This window comes from Vibrio sp. R10-SG-ISO4 (assembly GCF_059834135.1).
Map to the genome: position 1 here is coordinate 47549 of NZ_JCBDHJ010000008.1, position 18020 is coordinate 65568.

The window sequence follows — 18020 nt, forward strand, 5'->3', positions numbered from 1 at the left end:
GACTAAAGCCTATTACAACTCAGTAATAGGCTTCCCTTTTCTTAATTTTCTTACCCACATCCGACTCGGGTGACAGGCGTCGAGGATGTCGACAGGCAGTGGCATCGGATCGCCACACATCTGTGAAGCGAGTGTTTCCGCCAGCAACGGTGCGCTGCTCAATCCACGCGAACCTAGCCCCAACATGCAATATAGATTCGGATAACTTGGTACCGGCAGCGCCTCATCCTCTTGCTGTGTTGCTAATGTTTTGTATTGTTCCACCGTCGCGCTCTGCAGACCCACCGCACCGATAAACGGCAGATGGTCGCGGCTCACGCAGCGAATGCCTTGGCGAGATTTGTTCTCACTGGTATCGACATCCTGAGTCCAATCTTGGTTGGGGAGGCAGCGCTTGAGTTTTTCGCCATTGTCGATTTGCGCAGCAGGATCAAACTCTGTATCAAGGCTCGTGCGATCGTAGCTAGCGCCAATACAATGCTGCTGGGTCTTCGGGTTTACTGGCGTCATGTAGCCATCGTAACAAAGTACGTTGCGCAGGCTGCTTAATCGATCGGTGGTCGGGATATGACTTACTTGTCCTTTCACTCGTCCAAGTGGCAGAGTGGAGGTCTGCGTAAGGTCGGTAAATTGATGCCCATTGGCGACCACCACCGCATCAAAGGTGCGGGACTCCTGTTGGCTGCATACCGTCCAAGTGCCCTCTGAGTGCGCTTTTAGCTCGGTGACCTTATGCTCAAAGCGAACCTCGAAAAGAGGGTGTGCCGATAAATCGTCAATCATTCCTCGACTAAACTCTGCCGGGCAGAGCCAGCCGCCCAATGGATAATGCACGCTAGGCATGGTCAACGGTAAGCCGACGGTTTGCGCCGTCTGCGCTGGGTCCAATGGCCTAACCAGTTGAGCATCAAAGCCCACTTGATTCAGTTTGCTCAGTTTGGTGTGTGATTTTTCATCCCACATCAATTGAGTGACGCCGCACCAGTCGTGGTCGAAATGAAAGCGTTCACTGGCTTGCTCGACAAATTGACGGGCGAAGAGAAAAGCAGGGGCGAAAAAGCGTGACACGCCGCTGTGGGTGCCATTGAGCAGTGGGTACACCGCGCCTTGTCGATTGCCAGAGGCGCCCATTGCTGCGGCTTTATCTTGGCAATAGAGCGTGACGCGTTTCCCGCGTCGAATCAGCGCCGTGGCTAAAGTTGCGCTGGCAATGCCACCACCAACAATGGCGATCGACTCTGCGTCTGCGCTATTTGGCCGCGCAAATAGGGGGGAGAGGTTGCTGTAAGGTGTGCGTTCACTCAACTCACCCGCAATCATCTCTCTTTTGGTGCCAAAGCCTTTGACTTTTTTCATCGCAAAGCCCGCTTCAATCAGCCCTCTACGGACAAAACCGGCGGCAGTAAAGGTGGCGCAGTGACAGCCTTGCTTGGCGAGTCTCGCCATGCCGTCAAACAGCGTTTGATTCCACATTTCTGGGTTTTTACTCGGAGCAAATCCGTCGAGAAACCAGGTGTCGACGAAACCTTGCTCAGGCACTGGAACCAGAGGGAGGCAATCTTTAATGTCACCAAACCAGAGATCTAACGTCACGGCACCGTCATCGAGCACAATACGGTGACACTCAGGCACTGCAATCGGATAGTGCTTTTGCAGCTTTTGCGCGTAGCTGGCCAGCTCAGGCCATGCGAGGTGGGCCTTGGCCAAGTCTTCTTTACTTAGGGGGTACTTCTCAAAACTGACAAAATGCAGCTCTTTAAGTGGCGCATCAGGATGGCGCTGTCTAAATTCATCAAACCATTGCCACAACGCAAGGAAGTTAAGCCCTGTGCCAAAGCCGGTTTCTGCCACCACAAAACGGCGTTGGTCATATTCCTGCCATCTTTGCGGAAGATGATTTTGGGTCAGGAAAACATAACGGGTTTCTTCAAGACCATTGACGTTGGAGAAGTAGACGTCGTCAAATTGGTCGGAAACTGGTGTGCCAGCTTCATTCCAGCCAAGCTGGGCGTGCGAAATAGTGGTCATAGAGAGTCAGAATTCTTTCTATTTAGACATTAAAAGTGTGAAGATTGTACGGATTTATGGGAAAGCTGACCACTTTTGCAGGGCAACTTCGTTATTATCTAGCGGAAATTTAATTTATAGGATTGTCATAATGAAACGTGTCGTAATCACCGGTATGGGTATTGTTTCGAGTATCGGTAACAACGCCGAAGAAGTGTTAGCGTCTCTAAAAGCAGGAAAATCTGGTATCACTGCCTCTGAGCAGTTTAAAGAACACGGTCTACGTTCGCAGGTTTGGGGTGATCTAAAAATCAACCCAGCAGAGCACATCGATCGTAAACAGATGCGCTTTATGGGTGATGCGGCTGCGTATGCTTACCTATCAATGGAACAAGCGATCGAAGACGCAGGCCTGACTCCAGAGTTGGTCTCTAACGATCGTACCGGTATTGTGGCAGGTTCAGGTGGCGCATCTGCGCTTAATCAAACGGTGGCGACTGACACCATGCGTGCCAAAGGCGTGAAACGTGTTGGCCCATACATGGTGCCTCGCACTATGTCATCGACGGTTTCTGCGTGTCTTGCGACACCGTTTAAAATCCGCGGCGTGAACTACTCAATGAGCTCGGCGTGTGCGACTTCTGCGCACTGTATTGGTCACGCGATGGAGCTGATTCAACTGGGTAAACAAGACATCGTATTTGCCGGTGGTGGTGAAGAGCTCGATTGGTCTCAAACCATGATGTTTGATGCGATGGGCGCTTTGTCGACTAAGTACAACGAGACACCAGAAAAAGCGTCTCGTACCTACGATGCGGACCGTGATGGTTTCGTTATCTCTGGGGGGGGCGGTATGTTAGTCATTGAAGAGCTTGAGCACGCGCTTGCGCGCGGCGCGAAAATTTACGGCGAAATTGTTGGCTACGGCGCAACCTCTGACGGCTACGATATGGTGGCACCATCAGGTGAAGGTGCGGTGCGTTGTATGAAGATGGCGATGCAAGCTGTCGATAGCATTGATTACGTCAACACGCACGGCACCTCTACACCAGTTGGTGATGTTAAAGAGCTTGGTGCGATTCAAGAGCTGTTTGGTCAAAACAGCCCAGCAATATCAGCAACGAAAGCGATGACAGGTCACGCATTGGGCGCTGCAGGCGTGCATGAAGCCATCTACTCAACTTTGATGCTGACTCACAACTTTATTGCCCCAAGTGTGAACATCGAAAATCTCGACGAAGCGGCTCAAGGCCTTGATATCGTGACTCAAGCGCGTGACGCTGAGTTGAACACTGTGATGTCAAACAGCTTCGGCTTTGGTGGAACGAACGCGACGTTGGTGATTAAAAAGTACCAAGCTTAATCGCTCGCGCTGGTTCGCCAGACACCCGTTTCCAGGACTGGTGGTGAAGAGTTTTACTCACCGCCGAACAGACGCAGACTCTGACCCATGGAGAGCGGGTTAGGATCCTTTTGTTCTGGATAATTGCCCGGCCATGCGCCGGGCTTTTTTACGTCAGGCGGGGCGTGCTACTCGACACCGAGCCTGCTTTTCTGCACAATCGCCCCAACGCCCTTTAATCAAAGACAGCACACCATGAAAATTCTAATCGATGAAAACATGCCTTACGCCGAAGGGCTATTTAGCCAACTGGGTGAGGTGGTGTTGAAATCAGGCCGAGAAATCACTGCGCAAGACCTTATCGATGTGGATGCGCTCATGATTCGCTCCGTCACCAAAGTGAACGCAGAGCTTATCGCCAACGCCAATAAACTGAAATTTGTCGGCACCGCAACGGCGGGGATGGACCATGTCGACCAAGCACTATTGCGTGAACGAGGTATCTTCTTTACCGCCGCTCCCGGATGCAACAAAGTCGGCGTTGCTGAATATGTGGTGAGTGTGATGATGGTGCTAGCGCAGCAACACGGTTTCTCGGTGTTTGATAAAACCGTTGGCATTATTGGTGCTGGTCAGGTAGGCAGCTACTTACAAGCGTGTTTGGAAGGGATCGGCATTCAAGTGCTCATCAATGATCCACCAAAACAAGCGCAAGGCGACATGCGTTCGTTTACTCCGCTGGATAACTTGCTCGAGCAAGCGGATATTATCACCATCCATACGCCGATTACGAAAGAGGGTGAGTATCCTACCCATCACCTTATCGATGAAGCGGTACTCAACCGTTTACGCGGTGACCAAATCTTGATCAATGCGGCGCGGGGTCCCATCGTGGACAACAGTGCACTTAAGGCGCGGCTTGCGCGTCAAGATGGCTTTATTGCAGCACTGGACGTGTTCGAATTTGAACCTGAGGTTGATATGGAGTTGCTGCCTCTGCTAGCATTCGCGACCCCTCATGTGGCTGGATATGGGCTTGAGGGGAAAGCTCGTGGCACGACGATGCTCTTTAATGCCTTTTGTGAGTTTTTAAATCAAGAGTTGAGCGCGAACGCCAGTGATCTGTTGCCGAACGCGCCGGTTCCTCGTCTTGAGCTCAATCGAGCGTGGGATGAGGCGACGCTACACACGATCACACAGCTCGTCTATGATGTGCGTAAAGATGATGCACTGTTTCGCCGAGAAATCGGTCAGCCCGGCGCCTTTGACGCCATGCGTAAAAATTACTGGGATAGACGCGAATACAGTGCTATCACGCTAGTGGGGACGGCTGATTGTCAGTTGTCACCCCTAGCCAAACTAGGTTTTCAGGTTGAGGTAAATCAATGAGCCAGCAATACAATGTTGCCATTTTGGGCGCGACAGGCGCCGTCGGTGAGACGATTTTAGACGTTTTACAAGAACGTAAATTTCCCGTGGGTGATCTTTACCTACTTGCCAGTGAGCGTAGTGAAGGCAAAAGCTACCGTTTTAATGGCAAGACGATCAAAGTAGAGAATGTTGAGAATTTTGACTGGTCTCAAGTTCATATTGCGCTGTTTTCTGCTGGGGGTGATTTGTCGGCGAAATGGGCACCCATCGCTGCAGAGGAAGGCGTTGTCGTGATCGACAATACGTCACATTTCCGCTACGAATATGACATTCCTCTTGTGGTGCCTGAGGTCAATCCAGAAGCGATTGCGGAATTTCGTAACCGCAACATCATCGCTAACCCAAATTGCTCGACCATTCAAATGCTGGTGGCGCTCAAGCCAATTCATGATGCCGTCGGAATCGAGCGCATCAATGTCTCGACTTACCAATCAGTGTCAGGAGCAGGCAAAGCCGGTATTGATGAGCTGGCAGGGCAAACGGCCAAGTTGCTCAATGGGCTACCTGCTGAAACCAACCAGTTCTCTCAGCAGATCGCGTTCAACTGTATTCCACAGATCGACCAGATGATGGAAAACGGCTACACCAAAGAAGAGATGAAGATGGTGTGGGAGACGCAAAAAATCTTTAATGACCCATCCATTACGGTGAACCCGACCTGCGTTCGCGTGCCGGTGTTTTATGGCCATGCTGAAGCGGTCCACGTAGAAACTCGTGCGCCGATTGACGCAAGCGAAGTCGTGCAGATGCTGGAGCAAACCGAAGGGGTTGAAGTATTCCATGGCGAGGATTTTCCGACCCAAGTTCGCGATGCTGGCGGCAAAGATCACGTCATGGTCGGACGAATCCGCAATGACATTAGCCACCACAGTGGCGTCAATTTGTGGGTGGTGGCCGACAACGTCCGCAAAGGCGCGGCGACCAACGCGGTACAAATCGCCGAAGTGTTGGTTCGCGATTACTACTGAGTGTGTGCTTCGCTTTTAAGAGCCTCGCCCTAGTGCGAGGCTTTTTTAATCAAAGTAAGAAAATTAGTGTGAGATTCATGCGATTATGGCGTAGGACACACATTTTTTGGCTCTCAGCCTATAGTTTTACTGCGTTTATCCGATATATTTAACAGATCAACGTTTTCAAACTATTAAGCACATAGCTGAGCCTTTTATGCTTCATATTTTTAAGCGCCTGCTTTTGCCCTTGGCATTGGTGGCCGTGACTCAGACATCCATCGTTAGTGCAGAAAGCATTCGCCTAAAGGGTCCAAATGGCGAAATTCAGTCTTCTCCACAGTTTGCACAGCCGCTTGCGCGTCGCTCTGGACTAGCGAATGAACCGTCACGCTTCTACGGACCGACTGGCGAACAAGAGACCTTATGGAGCATCGCTTCGCAACTGAGACCCTCTAATCAAGTCTCTGTGCAGCAAACCCTCTACGCTATTTATCAGATCAATCCCCAAGCTTTCGACAACCAAAATATCCATGAACTGATCCCAGGCAGCAATCTTCGTATCCCTTCATTAGCGCAAATCCAGAGTGCCACCACTGAACAAGCGGTCAATGTGATGACGGCGCATCAAGCGCGCTTAACTCCGACTCAACCCGTCGCCCCAGCGCCTCAGCCTCAACGGGCAACCCCTTCGGTCACGGCGCCAGTCGAAGCTCCGGTCGTTGAGTCTACAACGCCTGACATGATAGACAAACCGGCGCAAGATGTGCCGAGTACGCCTGAAACTCGCCCACAAGACAGTGCCTCACAAATCAGCGATCTTCAAGAGATGGCCAATCAAGAGCGCCAAGGTGAAGTCTCGACGCTGGAAAATCAGCTCAAAACCTCCGAAACAGAGTTGATGGCGTTGGAGGAGAAAAACCACAAATTGCGCCTGATGCTTGCACAGGTTCAGTCGGAAGTGGACGTACTCAAAGACTCGTTGGGCGATGAATCTCGCATTCGCAACGAAGTTGAAAAACTGCTGGAAGCCGAACGTCTCAAGCTGGCGGAAGAGCAAAAAATGGCGCCAAGCCAATGGGATAAGTTGCTATCGAACACTTGGGCAGTGGCTGCAATGGCGGTGGTTCCAGGTTTGATCATTGGTTTGTTGGTCGTGTTGTTACTCGGGCGCCGTTCTAAATCGGAGCCTCAAGCAGAAACGACACCGGAAGCGACACCAACGGTTGCACCTGTTGTCCCCGATACCCTCAATGAAGATATTGGTGATGATCTGTTGCTTGATGATGACTTGTTTGGCGAGTCAGATGACGGTGAAGCGCTGTTCTCCGATGAGTCGGAAGAGCAAAGTGATGAAGCGGATGTGTTTGCCGACCTTGATGACAGCGATTTAGACTTCAACCTCGAGGGCGAAGAGGGTGAGGACCCATTCGCCGGTATCGGCGATGACGGCGATCTGGATGAAACCCTTGCCGATGAAGTGGACAGTGCCAACGGTATCAGCGTCAAAGGGGACGATAAAGCGCTCAGCTTGGAAGAGATGGAACGTGCGCTTGATGATGTCGTGATGGACGACGATGAAGATGACAGTTTCGACCTCTCGGATGGGGGTGACTTTAGTCAAGATGACATTGACTCGTTGCTCGCCGGTGACAGCGATGACGACTCGCTAGAAAGTAGCGAGCTCGATCAATCCATGTTGGATGACTTGTTTGAGCAGAACAAAGAGAGTGATGAAGGCGATGTTGACTTCGATGAGTTGCTTGATGAAGCGGAAAATGCGTTTGACTTGAGTGATGAGGCCGATGACGAACTGACACAAACCTCAATTGCATCCGATGATGATATTGATGCGCTGTTCGCAGAAGCGGAGGCGCAAGCTAACTTAGAGGAACTCGAGTCTAACTCGGTCGATGACGCCGCTCTGCTTGACGAAATGCTAGAGTCAGACTTCCAGCTCGATGATGACGAAGAGGATGACTTCGACGACTTGATTGGCGCTGATATTGAGGAGAGCGTTGAGCCTGAGAGCACCGAGTTACTCGACGAGTTGCTGGAGGTCGATGAAGAGGACCCGTTTGAGGATTCACAATCTCTACTCGATAGTGAACTCGATGAGCTGATTGGTACCGATGAGTTAAATGCCCCTCTTGATGCCGGCACGGATCTGCTCGATGAACTGGTAGGGCAAGATGGCGAAGAGGATCTCAACGATGACGCCACTGATTTGTTCGAAGAGCTGCTTGATATTGAGCAGAGTAGTGAAGAGAGCCTAGAAGCCATTGCTGACGACGTGTCGCCTAGCGTGAGTGAAGATGTCGATACCTTGCTTGACCAAGCGCAAGCAGAGGAACAGGCTTTACCAGAACCAGAACCAGAACCAGAACCAGAACCAGAACCAGAACCAGAACCAGAACCAGAACCAGAACCAGAGAAAGGTTTTTCTAGCGAAGAGTTCATCGACGATATGATGAGTGTTGCCCCGCAAGGTGACCCATTGCTCGACGCACAAGAACAAGACCCTGATTTATCTACGTTAGCGCTTGACGAGCAGGACGAGTCTGAACTCATCCCTGCAGAGCCAGAGCCAGAGCCAGAGCCAGAGCCAGAGCCAGAGCCAGAGCCAGAGCCAGAGCCAGAGCCAGAGCCAGAAGAAGATGAAGACGACTGGTTAAGCGCCGCTATCGACGAAGTGGAAAATCCTGATTATGACTCAGAGACGCCGCTCGATAGTGACGAGTTGCTGCCGCAAAGCGGCAGTGAGGAAACGCCAGCAGAGCCAGCTACGCTGAGTGATGATGACCAAAGTGATGATGCTGACGATGATGATTGGCTGACGTCCGCCATTGAAGAGGTTGAGCAGCTACACGTTGAAGAGAGCCCATTAGAAGAGAGTCAGGTTAAGGAAGAGTTAGCGACTGAGCCAGAACCAACACAACCTGTAGAGGATGAGAGTACACCTGCCGTTGATGCTGGATGGGACCAGGACAGTGATCAACCAGCTTCTAACACACAGGAGAGTGAAGCGGTAGAAGCACCGGAATCGGATGAGAAGGAATCATCAGACGAGCTGGAGCTTGCGCCATCATCAGCCCCTGAAGTCGCTGCGAATGAGTTTGGTGTTCCGCAAGATGAAGATTGGCTGGTGGGAGACCCAACACCAGAGATACAAACTGATGCGGATACATTGGACAGTGCAGATCCACTGTCGCAATCTGTCAGTGATATCTCTGACGTCGATGATTTGGAACTTCCAGAACGTACTGAAGAAGATGACCTCGCGGATGTGGCCAATGAGCCTGCAACATCAGAGCCAGAGAAATCAGTCAGTGACGATGAGACTCACGATTTTGATGATTTAGAGCTTCCAGAATACAGTGAAGACGATGCGCTTGCGGATATGGCCAACGAGCCTGCCGAACCAGAGCCAGAGAGATCAGTGAGTGACGATGAGACTCTTGATTTTGATGATTTAGAGCTTCCAGAATACAGTGAAGAAGACGCACTTGCGGATATGGCCAACGAGCCTGCCATACCAGAGCCAGAGCAATCAGTCAGTGACGATGAGCCTTTCGACTTCGATGATCTCGAGCTTCCCGAATACAACGAAGACGATGCTCTGGCGGATTTGGGCGATGAGCCATTCATTGATCTTGAAGAGAAGGCGCTAGCGTCGAGTGCAGACTCTCCTCAAGAGGAGCAAGCGACGGAATCAGTCGATACCGATGAGCTTGAGCTGCCTGAATATAATGAGGATGACGCACTGGCAGATATGGCTTCAGAGCCGATGTCTGATGACCAAGGCGAGCCTGTTGGGCAGGAACTGACCGAGTTTGATGAGCTGGAATTGCCTGAATATGGTGAAGACGAAGCGCTGGCTGACATGCCGACCACAGATGGGGACGCAGAGAGTGCCGATGAGGTCAATTTCAATTTAGACGATTTGGAGACGCCTGAACTGTCGGAAATTCCTTCCGAACGCCGCGCTGATATCGACGTCGCTGAGGCAATGGCCGCACAAGAGTTTGATGAGCAGGCGTTTGATGAGTTGCTTGCAGACAGCGAGGATGCCACACCTAGCTTCTCATTTGACAGCCCGATCGATGCCACAACGTCTGACAGTGCCGGTATGGATATTGACGCTATGCTCGAGATGGGCGGCGAAGATTGGAACGGCTTTACGCTCTCTCCCGAGCAGCAGGCACAGATTTCGGATGACATTCCTGAAGAAGAGCGTGGGGTTTGGGATCAAGATAATGCTTTAGAGCAACCTGAGGTCAGCGATGAAGATTGGAGCATTCAAGACAGCGCCGACGATTTCAGCCCACAGCAAAATCAGTTTAGAACCATTGATGAACTGATGGCAGAAGTGGAGATAGAAGAGCAGCAAGAGTTGGATGACGAGCTTAAGTTGGATGTTGGCCTGAATGATTTCCCTGATGTGATCGGTGACATTGGTGATGAGATTGATGTCGATTCAAACGCAGAGGCGGCAGGAAAACTTGATCTCGCCAAGATTTACGTTGAGATGAATGACGCGCAAGGGGCCATCAAACTGCTCGAAGAGGCGATTGTTGATGGCAGTGACGAGATTCGTCGAGAAGCCAAACGTCTGATTGACAAAATCAACCGCGGATAGGCGAGTTAGAGTGAGGTAAGAGGGCTGCGGCCCTCTTATTTTTTATCCCTATTAAAGGTATACTGCCCGGCCCATTTTTAAAGAGATTCTGCAGATGAGAATAGCGTTAGGCATCGAATATAACGGTACTCAATACTATGGCTGGCAACGCCAAAAAGAGGTGAAAAGTGTTCAGGAAGCGCTCGAGAAAGCGTTGAGTGTTGTCGCCAATCACCCCGTTGAAGTGCAATGTGCTGGCAGGACAGATGCAGGCGTACATGGCACAGGCCAAGTGGTTCACTTTGATACCACGGCAGAAAGAAAAATGGTGGCGTGGACTATGGGCGTGAACGCCAATTTGCCATCGGATGTCTGTGTTCGCTGGGCGAAAGAGGTACCGGAGTCGTTTCATGCTCGTTTCTCTGCGACCGCGCGACGCTACCGCTATATTATCTTCAATAGCCCTCTCAGACCCGGGATCCTCTCGTCAGGCGTGAGCCACTACCACGGTGAACTGGATGAAGCATTGATGCACCAAGCTGGGCAGTATTTGCTCGGCGAAAACGACTTTACCTCATTTCGAGCGGTGCAATGCCAATCTCGTAGCCCTTGGCGCAATGTGATGCACCTGCATGTGTCTCGTCACGGGCAATATGTCGTGATTGATATTAAGGCCAATGCCTTTGTGCATCATATGGTACGTAACATTACCGGCAGCCTTATCTGCGTGGGACGTGGGGAACAAAAGCCCGAGTGGATAGAGTGGTTGCTTGGCGTGAAAGACAGAAAATTGGCGGGCGCCACAGCGAAAGCAGAAGGATTATACTTGGTGGATGTGGATTATCCGGATGAGTATCAGTTGCCACGCGTACCGATCGGACCTCTGTTTTTGCCAGACAATCTGAACTAATTCGTGATAAATTGTCGAATCAATCAGGACGTTAGGGCGTGAGACAGAGAGCCAGAAAATAGGTACAACCAGTTTTTTGTCTACACTTGGCATTTAATATGCTTTAATCCTCACGCGTAAATTCAGAATTTGAATCCCTGTATTGAACGGGGATCGAGAGAGAAAAGGTCTTCCATGAGTTGGCTTGAAAAGATTTTAGAAAAGAGCAATATCGGCACATCGAGAAAAGCGTCAATCCCTGAAGGGGTATGGACCAAATGTACATCGTGTGAACAAGTGCTTTATCACGCTGAACTAGAGCGAAATCTAGAAGTTTGTCCTAAATGTGATCACCACATGCGCATGTCGTCGCGTCGTCGTCTTGAAACATTTTTGGATGAAGGCAATCGTACTGAGTTAGCCACTGAGCTTGAGCCACAAGATAAGCTCAAGTTCCGCGATTCGAAGAAATACAAAGACCGTATTTCTGCTGCGCAAAAGAGCAGTGGTGAAAAAGACGCGCTCATCGTTATGCAAGGCGAGTTGCTGGGTCTACCTGTGGTTGCGTGTGCGTTTGAGTTCTCCTTTATGGGTGGCTCGATGGGTTCAGTCGTTGGCGCTCGTTTCGTACGTGCGGTTGAAGCGGCGATGGAAAACAACTGTGGTTTAGTTTGTTTCTCGGCCAGTGGTGGTGCGCGAATGCAAGAGGCGCTAATGTCTCTGATGCAGATGGCAAAAACCAGTGCAGCGTTAGAGCGACTATCGCAAAAAGGATTGCCGTTCATCTCAGTGATGACGGACCCAACCATGGGCGGTGTATCGGCGAGCTTAGCGATGCTAGGCGATATCAATATCGGTGAACCCAAAGCACTGATTGGTTTTGCTGGTCGCCGTGTGATTGAACAAACCGTTCGTGAAGATCTTCCAGAAGGCTTCCAGCGCAGTGAGTTCCTATTGGAACACGGGGCTATCGATATGATTGTTGATCGCCGTGAAATGCGTCAACGCATCGGCAGTTTGTTGGCCAAAATGACCAATCAACCGTCGCCACTGGTGGTTTCTGTGAATGATGCGCCAAATGAACCTGCATATGAAGTACCAGAAGCGGACGAAAAAGGGTAAAGTAACACACTAACAAACCACCACAATTTATGGTTTCAGTTAGATGAGTCAAACCCAAATTCCACAAGCCACATCCCCTCTTACGATGTGGCTTGATTATTTAGCCAACATTCACACCTCAGCGATCGATCTCGGGCTAGACCGAGTCCAAGCCGTCGCACAACAAGCCAACTTAACCAAACCCGCTCCGACAGTCATTACCGTTGCTGGTACCAACGGCAAAGGTTCTACCTGCGCTTTGATGGAAGCGATTTTGCTCGACGCAGGGTATAAAGTCGGTGTCTACTCTTCTCCTCATTTAATTCGATACAACGAGCGCGTGCGCGTCAATGGCGTCGATTTAGCCGACGAGAAGCATTGCCAAGCCTTCGATTTCATTGAACAGCAGCGCGGGGATATCAGCTTAAGCTTTTTTGAGTTTGGCACGCTTGCGGCGTTACGCCTGTTTCAAACCGAGCAAGTGGATGTTGTCTTGCTTGAGGTCGGTTTGGGCGGGCGTTTAGACGCCACTAATGTCGTCGATCATGACGTATCCGTGATTACCAGTTTAGCCATCGACCACGTCGATTGGCTGGGCGATGACATTAACGTGATTGGTTTTGAGAAAGCCGGCATCTTTCGCGCAGGCAAACCAGCGATTTGCGGTCAGCCGAAAGCGCCATCAACCGTGGCAGCACACGCCGATGATATTCAGGCTGAGCTCTTTCAAGTGGGGATTCAATACCACTATGAGCAACAATCAGAGACACAATGGCGCTGGCAACTTGGCACTTTTGAATTAAACGAGCTACCCATTCCCGGACTGCCACTGCAGAACGCGGCGACGGCCTTAACGGCGCTGGCAAACGCCAATCTGGATATCACAGATATCAATATCGTCAACGGCCTTGAAAACGCCACCTTGCCAGGGCGCATGCAAATTCTGCACACTTCGCCAGTGATACTTTTGGATGTCGCGCACAATCCACATTCAGCGCAATACTTGGTTGAACGTGTAGCAAAGCAATACCCAAAACGTGTGATTCATACTGTGGTGGGCATGCTGCATGATAAAGACATCAAGGCGACGCTGGCTATCTTGAGCGAGCTTTCTTCGCATTGGTATCCAGCTTCACTGCATGGCCCTCGCGCCGCGCACGCTAATGAACTGGCAAGTCATTTACCAGCCGCGACTCAAACCTTTGATTCTCCGGTGCTGGCTTTTGAAGCCGCGATGACAAAGGCGGGCCAAGACGATGTGATACTGGTTGTTGGCTCATTTCATACCGTTGGGGAAGTGTTGGCGCATTGGCAAACACAAGGAGATTAAATGGCGAGCAAATTTCAAAACCGCTTAGTCGGTACCATCATCTTAGTGGCGATTGGCGTCATCGTATTGCCCGATGTGCTCGATGGCAAGAAAAGCCACTATCAGGAAGAGATCGCCAGTATTCCGCTAAAACCGGAGCTTGAAAGCGATCTGGAATCGTTTGAGATTCTCGAGCCGGTGGATGACTCGAAAGCGCTGCCCGATACGCCTGTCGCGGTCGTCACTCAAGAGGAGAGTGCAGAAGAGGCGCCACTCGAGGTGATCGTTAAAGCCATCCCTGAACGCAATGAGTATCAAGACAGTGCATGGATCATCCAACTGATGGCGTTAAAAAACGCAGAGAATGCGCAGAGCGTCGTGGATGATTTGCAAAAGCGCGGATACCAAGCACACACCAAATTAGAGAATGGTTTTACCCGAGTAATTATTGGTCCTGATGTGTCGAAGAGTAAACTCGAACACCAAGTGATTGAACTGGAAAAGATCACTGGCTCAAAAGGTCGATTGCTTAAATTTAAACCACTAAATCCATAAGAAAACGTTTGCGTCAGCGTTTTTTCTGTTAAAATGCGCGCCAACTTAAGATGTAGAACAACATGAACTGGTTAGATATTGTCATTTTAAGTGTGATCGGCCTCTCAGCGCTGATCAGTTTAATTCGTGGCTTCGCGAAAGAAGCGCTGTCTCTTGTTATCTGGTTTGGCGCCTTTTTTATTGCCAGTCAGTACTACGCGAAATTGGCGATGTATTTCACCAATATCGAAGATGACATGATCCGAAACGGATCCGCGATCGCTGCTCTGTTTATTGCAACTCTGATTGTCGGTGCTATCGTCAATTATGTGATTGCTCAATTAGTGCAGAAGACAGGTTTGTCTGGAACGGATAGAGTCCTTGGTATCGTGTTTGGCGGTTTACGAGGTGTTCTTATAGTGTCAGCGGCACTATTCTTCATGGATGCGTTTACGTCGTTTCCAGACTCACAGTGGTGGAAAGGGTCGCAGTTGGTACCGGAATTCAGCCGCATCATCGCACCTTTTTTTGAACACCTACAAGCAACATCTAGTTTCTTATCTGGGGCGCTATAGCGCTCCAGCCATTGTCGAAAATCGAGGGTTAAGACATGTGTGGTATTGTTGGAATCGTGGGCACAACGCCTGTAAACCAGTCTATCTATGACGCATTGACGGTATTGCAGCATCGTGGCCAAGATGCCGCGGGTATTTGTACCATAGATAGCAATCGTTTTCGTCTTAGAAAGGCGAACGGTTTAGTAAAGGATGTGTTTGAAGCCAAACACATGCAAAGACTTCAAGGTACAGTGGGTATCGGCCATGTTCGCTACCCAACAGCAGGAAGCTCAAGCGCGTCTGAAGCGCAACCTTTCTACGTGAACTCACCATTTGGTATCACACTGGCTCACAACGGTAACCTCACAAACGCACACGAAATTCGCGAAAAGTTGTTCGAGAAAGACCGTCGTCACATCAACACCACCTCTGATTCAGAAGTGTTGCTTAACGTGTTGGCTCATGAGATTGATACTGTCAAAGGTAACGTTACCTCTGAAGATGTGTTCCGTGCTGTCACCAACGTGCATCGCGCGATTCGTGGTGCTTACGCGGTGACGGCTATGATCATCGGTCACGGCATGATTGCGTTCCGCGATCCTAACGGCATTCGCCCACTGTGTTTAGGTAAACGCGAGGTTGAAGGTCGCACCGAGTACATGGTTGCCTCTGAATCAGTGGCACTGGATGCCGTCGGTTTTGACTTTATGCGCGATGTCGCGCCAGGTGAAGCAATCTATGCGACGTTTGATGGTCAACTGCATACTAAGCAGTGTGCGGACAACCCTCGACTCAACCCATGTATTTTCGAATTTGTTTACTTTGCACGTCCCGACTCCTTTATCGATAAGATTTCGGTTTACAGCGCACGCGTAGAGATGGGTAAGAAGCTGGGCGACCGAATCCGTGACGAATTTGCTGATTTGGACATTGATGTGGTTATCCCGATTCCAGAGACCTCGTGTGACATCGCCCTACAAATCGCTCAAGCGATTGAAAAGCCTTACCGCCAAGGTTTTGTGAAAAACCGCTATGTTGGCCGCACGTTCATCATGCCGGGTCAGCAGCAGCGTAAGAAGTCAGTACGTCGTAAACTCAACGCGATTCGTTCAGAGTTTAAAGACAAGAATGTCTTGTTGGTTGATGATTCTATCGTACGTGGTACTACGTCAGAGCAGATCATCGAAATGGCCCGCGATTCAGGTGCGAAGAAAGTGTACATGGTCTCTGCTGCGCCAGAGATTCGCTTCCCGAACGTGTACGGCATTGACATGCCAAGCGCCAATGAGCTTATCGCCCATGGCCGAGACAACGAAGCGATCTGTAAGCAAATTGGTGCCGATGAGCTCATTTTCCAGACGTTGGAAGACCTTACGGACGCCGTTGGCCTAGGCAACACAGACATCTCTCAGTTCGAAACGTCGGTATTTAGCGGTGAATACGTAACCGGCGACATCAATCAGCAGTACTTAGACTTTCTTGAGTCTTTGCGCAGCGATGATGCAAAAACGCAACGAGAGATTCAGCAAGAGCTTGCTAACCTAGAGTTGCATAACGAAGGCGCGTAACCTCCACGCCCTCTACGTAAACGTATTTAATGGTCATCCAACGGATGACCATTTTTTATTGCGCCATCCGGCTGCTGTCAGATGACAATAACGTGCGATTACTTTTTGGGTTTAAAGCCGTAATTAGCTGAACACGCGTTATCTCATTAATTAGATGGTACGCCCCACACCTACGCTAAAATTAGCATGGTCGTTGAACATTTAGAGGTGCCATCATGTCAGCTATTAAAGTTATTGGTATAGATCTCGGTAAGTCTGTTTTCCATCTAATTGGCCACGACTACTCTGGTCGTGAAGTTTTCCGACACAAATTAACCCGAGCTAAGCTCATTCATTTTATCTCACAGCTAGAATCTACAACCATAGCAATGGAAGCCTGCTGTGGTGCGCACTGGTTGGCTCGAAAATGCAAAGAATATGCTCATAAGGTCAAGCTAATACCTGCACAGTATGTAAAGCCATACGTTAAGAGCCACAAGAACGATTTCATTGATGCTGATGCTATTGCCGAAGCTGCCACGAGACCTAATATGAGGTTTGTCTCTCCGAAAAGCGAACAAGCTCAAATTAGTACCGTTATTAGGAAAATCAGAACAGGATATATTCGCGAAAGAACCTCCTGTATGAATAGAATCGGGTCAATCTTACTAGAGTTTGGCATTAGCTTTCCTCGGGGGCATGCCAATATGAAAATGCTGTTCCAGTGGCTAGCAGATAGAAAAGCTATAGTCCCACCACAGATCATTCTTGAACTTCGTGACCAATTGGACTACTACAACCAACTAAATGAAAAGATCGCTGTTCAAGACCAAAAACTAGTCGAACTCAATAAAGAAAATGAGTTATATAGTTTACTTCAAACGATACCAGGCATAGGGCCTATGACAGCTTCGTGTTGCTTGTCTTCCGTCGGAGACCCTAAAGACTTTGCTAATGGGCGAAACTTTGCAGCATGGATAGGGTTAGTACCGTTTCAATATACAACGGGAGGAAAGTCGCGATTGTTGGGTATATCGAAGCGGGGAAACAAAGAACTGAGAGAATTATTTATCCATGCGGCTAGAGCTGTCATGTGGAGGGATAGCTCTGCGGAGCATTACTTCGGGTCATGGCTTATTGATTTGAAGTGTCGAAAACCATTCAACGTTGCTGTTGTTGCATTGGCTAATAAACTGGCTCGCATAGCATGGTCAGTTATGAACTCTCACAAAGCGTTCGAAGTAAAAGCATAACCAAAATTTGCATATGATAAATCAAGATGACAAAACGGTTAGACCACCAGATTGAAGACCTGAGGGGCAGAACAGCATTGAAAGTGCTTTCTCATTTATGAGGACAATCTGGCGCGGATCTCATCGTAGAGCTGGGACTAATGAAAGTCTCAAAAAGACTCTGAATACATTAGCGCAAACCAACTCTGTTTTTTTGACTTTTCACTTGCAAAACGGGGCGTACCATACATTCTGCCCCAAACCGCCTTAGTGCTATTACTCAGCAACGAGTTACGCTGCGGAGTTTGCGATACGTGAAGTTATGGCAGACACCAGAACAGCGCTGCACGGAATCTCCCATTTCCAATCAAAAACGATGCCCTTACCCAGAAAATATCACCTGAGTTGTTATGCAAATTCACAACCGGACAGAAGTTTATTGGAGTAGCATCCCATAGTGTTGCTTTCAGGAACTCCTTCGTACCCAAAAACGTAAAAGGCCACCG

12 protein-coding genes are annotated in these 18020 nt (G+C 49.7%); 11 read left to right on the plus strand and 1 reads right to left on the minus strand.

Features of this window, described 5'->3' with window-relative positions; translation table 11 throughout:
- Window positions 1–12: 12 nt before the first annotated feature.
- Window positions 13–2028 (minus strand): bifunctional tRNA (5-methylaminomethyl-2-thiouridine)(34)-methyltransferase MnmC2/FAD-dependent 5-carboxymethylaminomethyl-2-thiouridine(34) oxidoreductase MnmC1, encoded by a 2016-nt coding sequence (mnmC, locus tag AC6R03_RS04070; protein WP_500632282.1) that lies wholly within the window; start codon window positions 2026–2028, stop codon window positions 13–15.
- A gap of 130 nt (window positions 2029–2158) precedes the next feature.
- On the opposite strand from mnmC, the gene fabB reads away from it, so the two are divergent.
- The 11 genes from fabB (at window position 2159) to AC6R03_RS04125 (ending at window position 17535) form a co-directional block, all read left to right on the plus strand.
- Window positions 2159–3370, plus strand: a complete 1212-nt coding sequence (gene fabB / locus AC6R03_RS04075) for a beta-ketoacyl-ACP synthase I (RefSeq protein WP_487902647.1) — start codon at window positions 2159–2161, stop codon at window positions 3368–3370.
- Between the two features lie 234 nt (window positions 3371–3604).
- A complete protein-coding gene (locus AC6R03_RS04080) occupies window positions 3605–4738 on the plus strand; it encodes a 4-phosphoerythronate dehydrogenase (protein WP_500632281.1) in 1134 nt (377 codons plus the stop codon).
- A complete protein-coding gene (locus tag AC6R03_RS04085; protein WP_500632280.1) occupies window positions 4735–5748 on the plus strand; it encodes an aspartate-semialdehyde dehydrogenase in 1014 nt (337 codons plus the stop codon). The genes AC6R03_RS04080 and AC6R03_RS04085 overlap by 4 nt, the downstream gene beginning before the upstream one ends.
- Before the next feature lie 196 nt (window positions 5749–5944).
- Window positions 5945–10366 (plus strand): FimV/HubP family polar landmark protein, encoded by a 4422-nt coding sequence (locus AC6R03_RS04090; protein WP_500632279.1) that lies wholly within the window; start codon window positions 5945–5947, stop codon window positions 10364–10366.
- Between the two features lie 94 nt (window positions 10367–10460).
- Window positions 10461–11255, plus strand: a complete 795-nt coding sequence (gene truA / locus AC6R03_RS04095) for a tRNA pseudouridine(38-40) synthase TruA (RefSeq protein ID WP_500632278.1) — start codon at window positions 10461–10463, stop codon at window positions 11253–11255.
- 174 nt (window positions 11256–11429) lie between these two features.
- The gene (accD, locus tag AC6R03_RS04100; RefSeq protein ID WP_500626009.1) at window positions 11430–12356 is read left to right on the plus strand and encodes an acetyl-CoA carboxylase, carboxyltransferase subunit beta; all 927 of its coding nucleotides are present in this window, start codon (window positions 11430–11432) and stop codon (window positions 12354–12356) included.
- A 43-nt stretch (window positions 12357–12399) separates the two neighbouring features.
- On the plus strand, window positions 12400–13665 hold the full coding sequence (folC, locus tag AC6R03_RS04105) for a bifunctional tetrahydrofolate synthase/dihydrofolate synthase (RefSeq protein WP_500632277.1): 1266 nt from the start codon (window positions 12400–12402) through the stop codon (window positions 13663–13665).
- A complete protein-coding gene (locus tag AC6R03_RS04110) occupies window positions 13666–14199 on the plus strand; it encodes an SPOR domain-containing protein (RefSeq protein ID WP_500632276.1) in 534 nt (177 codons plus the stop codon). It abuts the gene before it with no gap.
- 62 nt (window positions 14200–14261) lie between these two features.
- The gene (locus AC6R03_RS04115; RefSeq protein ID WP_334552740.1) at window positions 14262–14753 is read left to right on the plus strand and encodes a CvpA family protein; all 492 of its coding nucleotides are present in this window, start codon (window positions 14262–14264) and stop codon (window positions 14751–14753) included.
- Window positions 14754–14788: 35 nt separating this feature from the next.
- Entirely contained in the window at window positions 14789–16303 is a 1515-nt protein-coding gene (purF, locus tag AC6R03_RS04120; protein ID WP_500626012.1) for an amidophosphoribosyltransferase, read from the plus strand.
- 215 nt (window positions 16304–16518) lie between these two features.
- The gene (locus tag AC6R03_RS04125; RefSeq protein ID WP_334227813.1) at window positions 16519–17535 is read left to right on the plus strand and encodes an IS110 family RNA-guided transposase; all 1017 of its coding nucleotides are present in this window, start codon (window positions 16519–16521) and stop codon (window positions 17533–17535) included.
- The last annotated feature ends 485 nt before the right edge of the window (window positions 17536–18020 follow it).

Coding starts and splice junctions, on each gene's coding strand:
- AC6R03_RS04085 (WP_500632280.1), top strand. CDS start 4,735: ATGAGCCAGCAATACAATGTTGCCATTTTGGGCGCGACAGGCGCCGTC.
- AC6R03_RS04125 (WP_334227813.1), top strand. CDS start 16,519: ATGTCAGCTATTAAAGTTATTGGTATAGATCTCGGTAAGTCTGTTTTC.
- truA (WP_500632278.1), top strand. CDS start 10,461: ATGAGAATAGCGTTAGGCATCGAATATAACGGTACTCAATACTATGGC.
- fabB (WP_487902647.1), top strand. CDS start 2,159: ATGAAACGTGTCGTAATCACCGGTATGGGTATTGTTTCGAGTATCGGT.
- mnmC (WP_500632282.1), bottom strand. CDS start 2,028: ATGACCACTATTTCGCACGCCCAGCTTGGCTGGAATGAAGCTGGCACA.
- AC6R03_RS04110 (WP_500632276.1), top strand. CDS start 13,666: ATGGCGAGCAAATTTCAAAACCGCTTAGTCGGTACCATCATCTTAGTG.
- AC6R03_RS04090 (WP_500632279.1), top strand. CDS start 5,945: ATGCTTCATATTTTTAAGCGCCTGCTTTTGCCCTTGGCATTGGTGGCC.
- purF (WP_500626012.1), top strand. CDS start 14,789: ATGTGTGGTATTGTTGGAATCGTGGGCACAACGCCTGTAAACCAGTCT.
- AC6R03_RS04115 (WP_334552740.1), top strand. CDS start 14,262: ATGAACTGGTTAGATATTGTCATTTTAAGTGTGATCGGCCTCTCAGCG.
- accD (WP_500626009.1), top strand. CDS start 11,430: ATGAGTTGGCTTGAAAAGATTTTAGAAAAGAGCAATATCGGCACATCG.
- folC (WP_500632277.1), top strand. CDS start 12,400: ATGAGTCAAACCCAAATTCCACAAGCCACATCCCCTCTTACGATGTGG.
- AC6R03_RS04080 (WP_500632281.1), top strand. CDS start 3,605: ATGAAAATTCTAATCGATGAAAACATGCCTTACGCCGAAGGGCTATTT.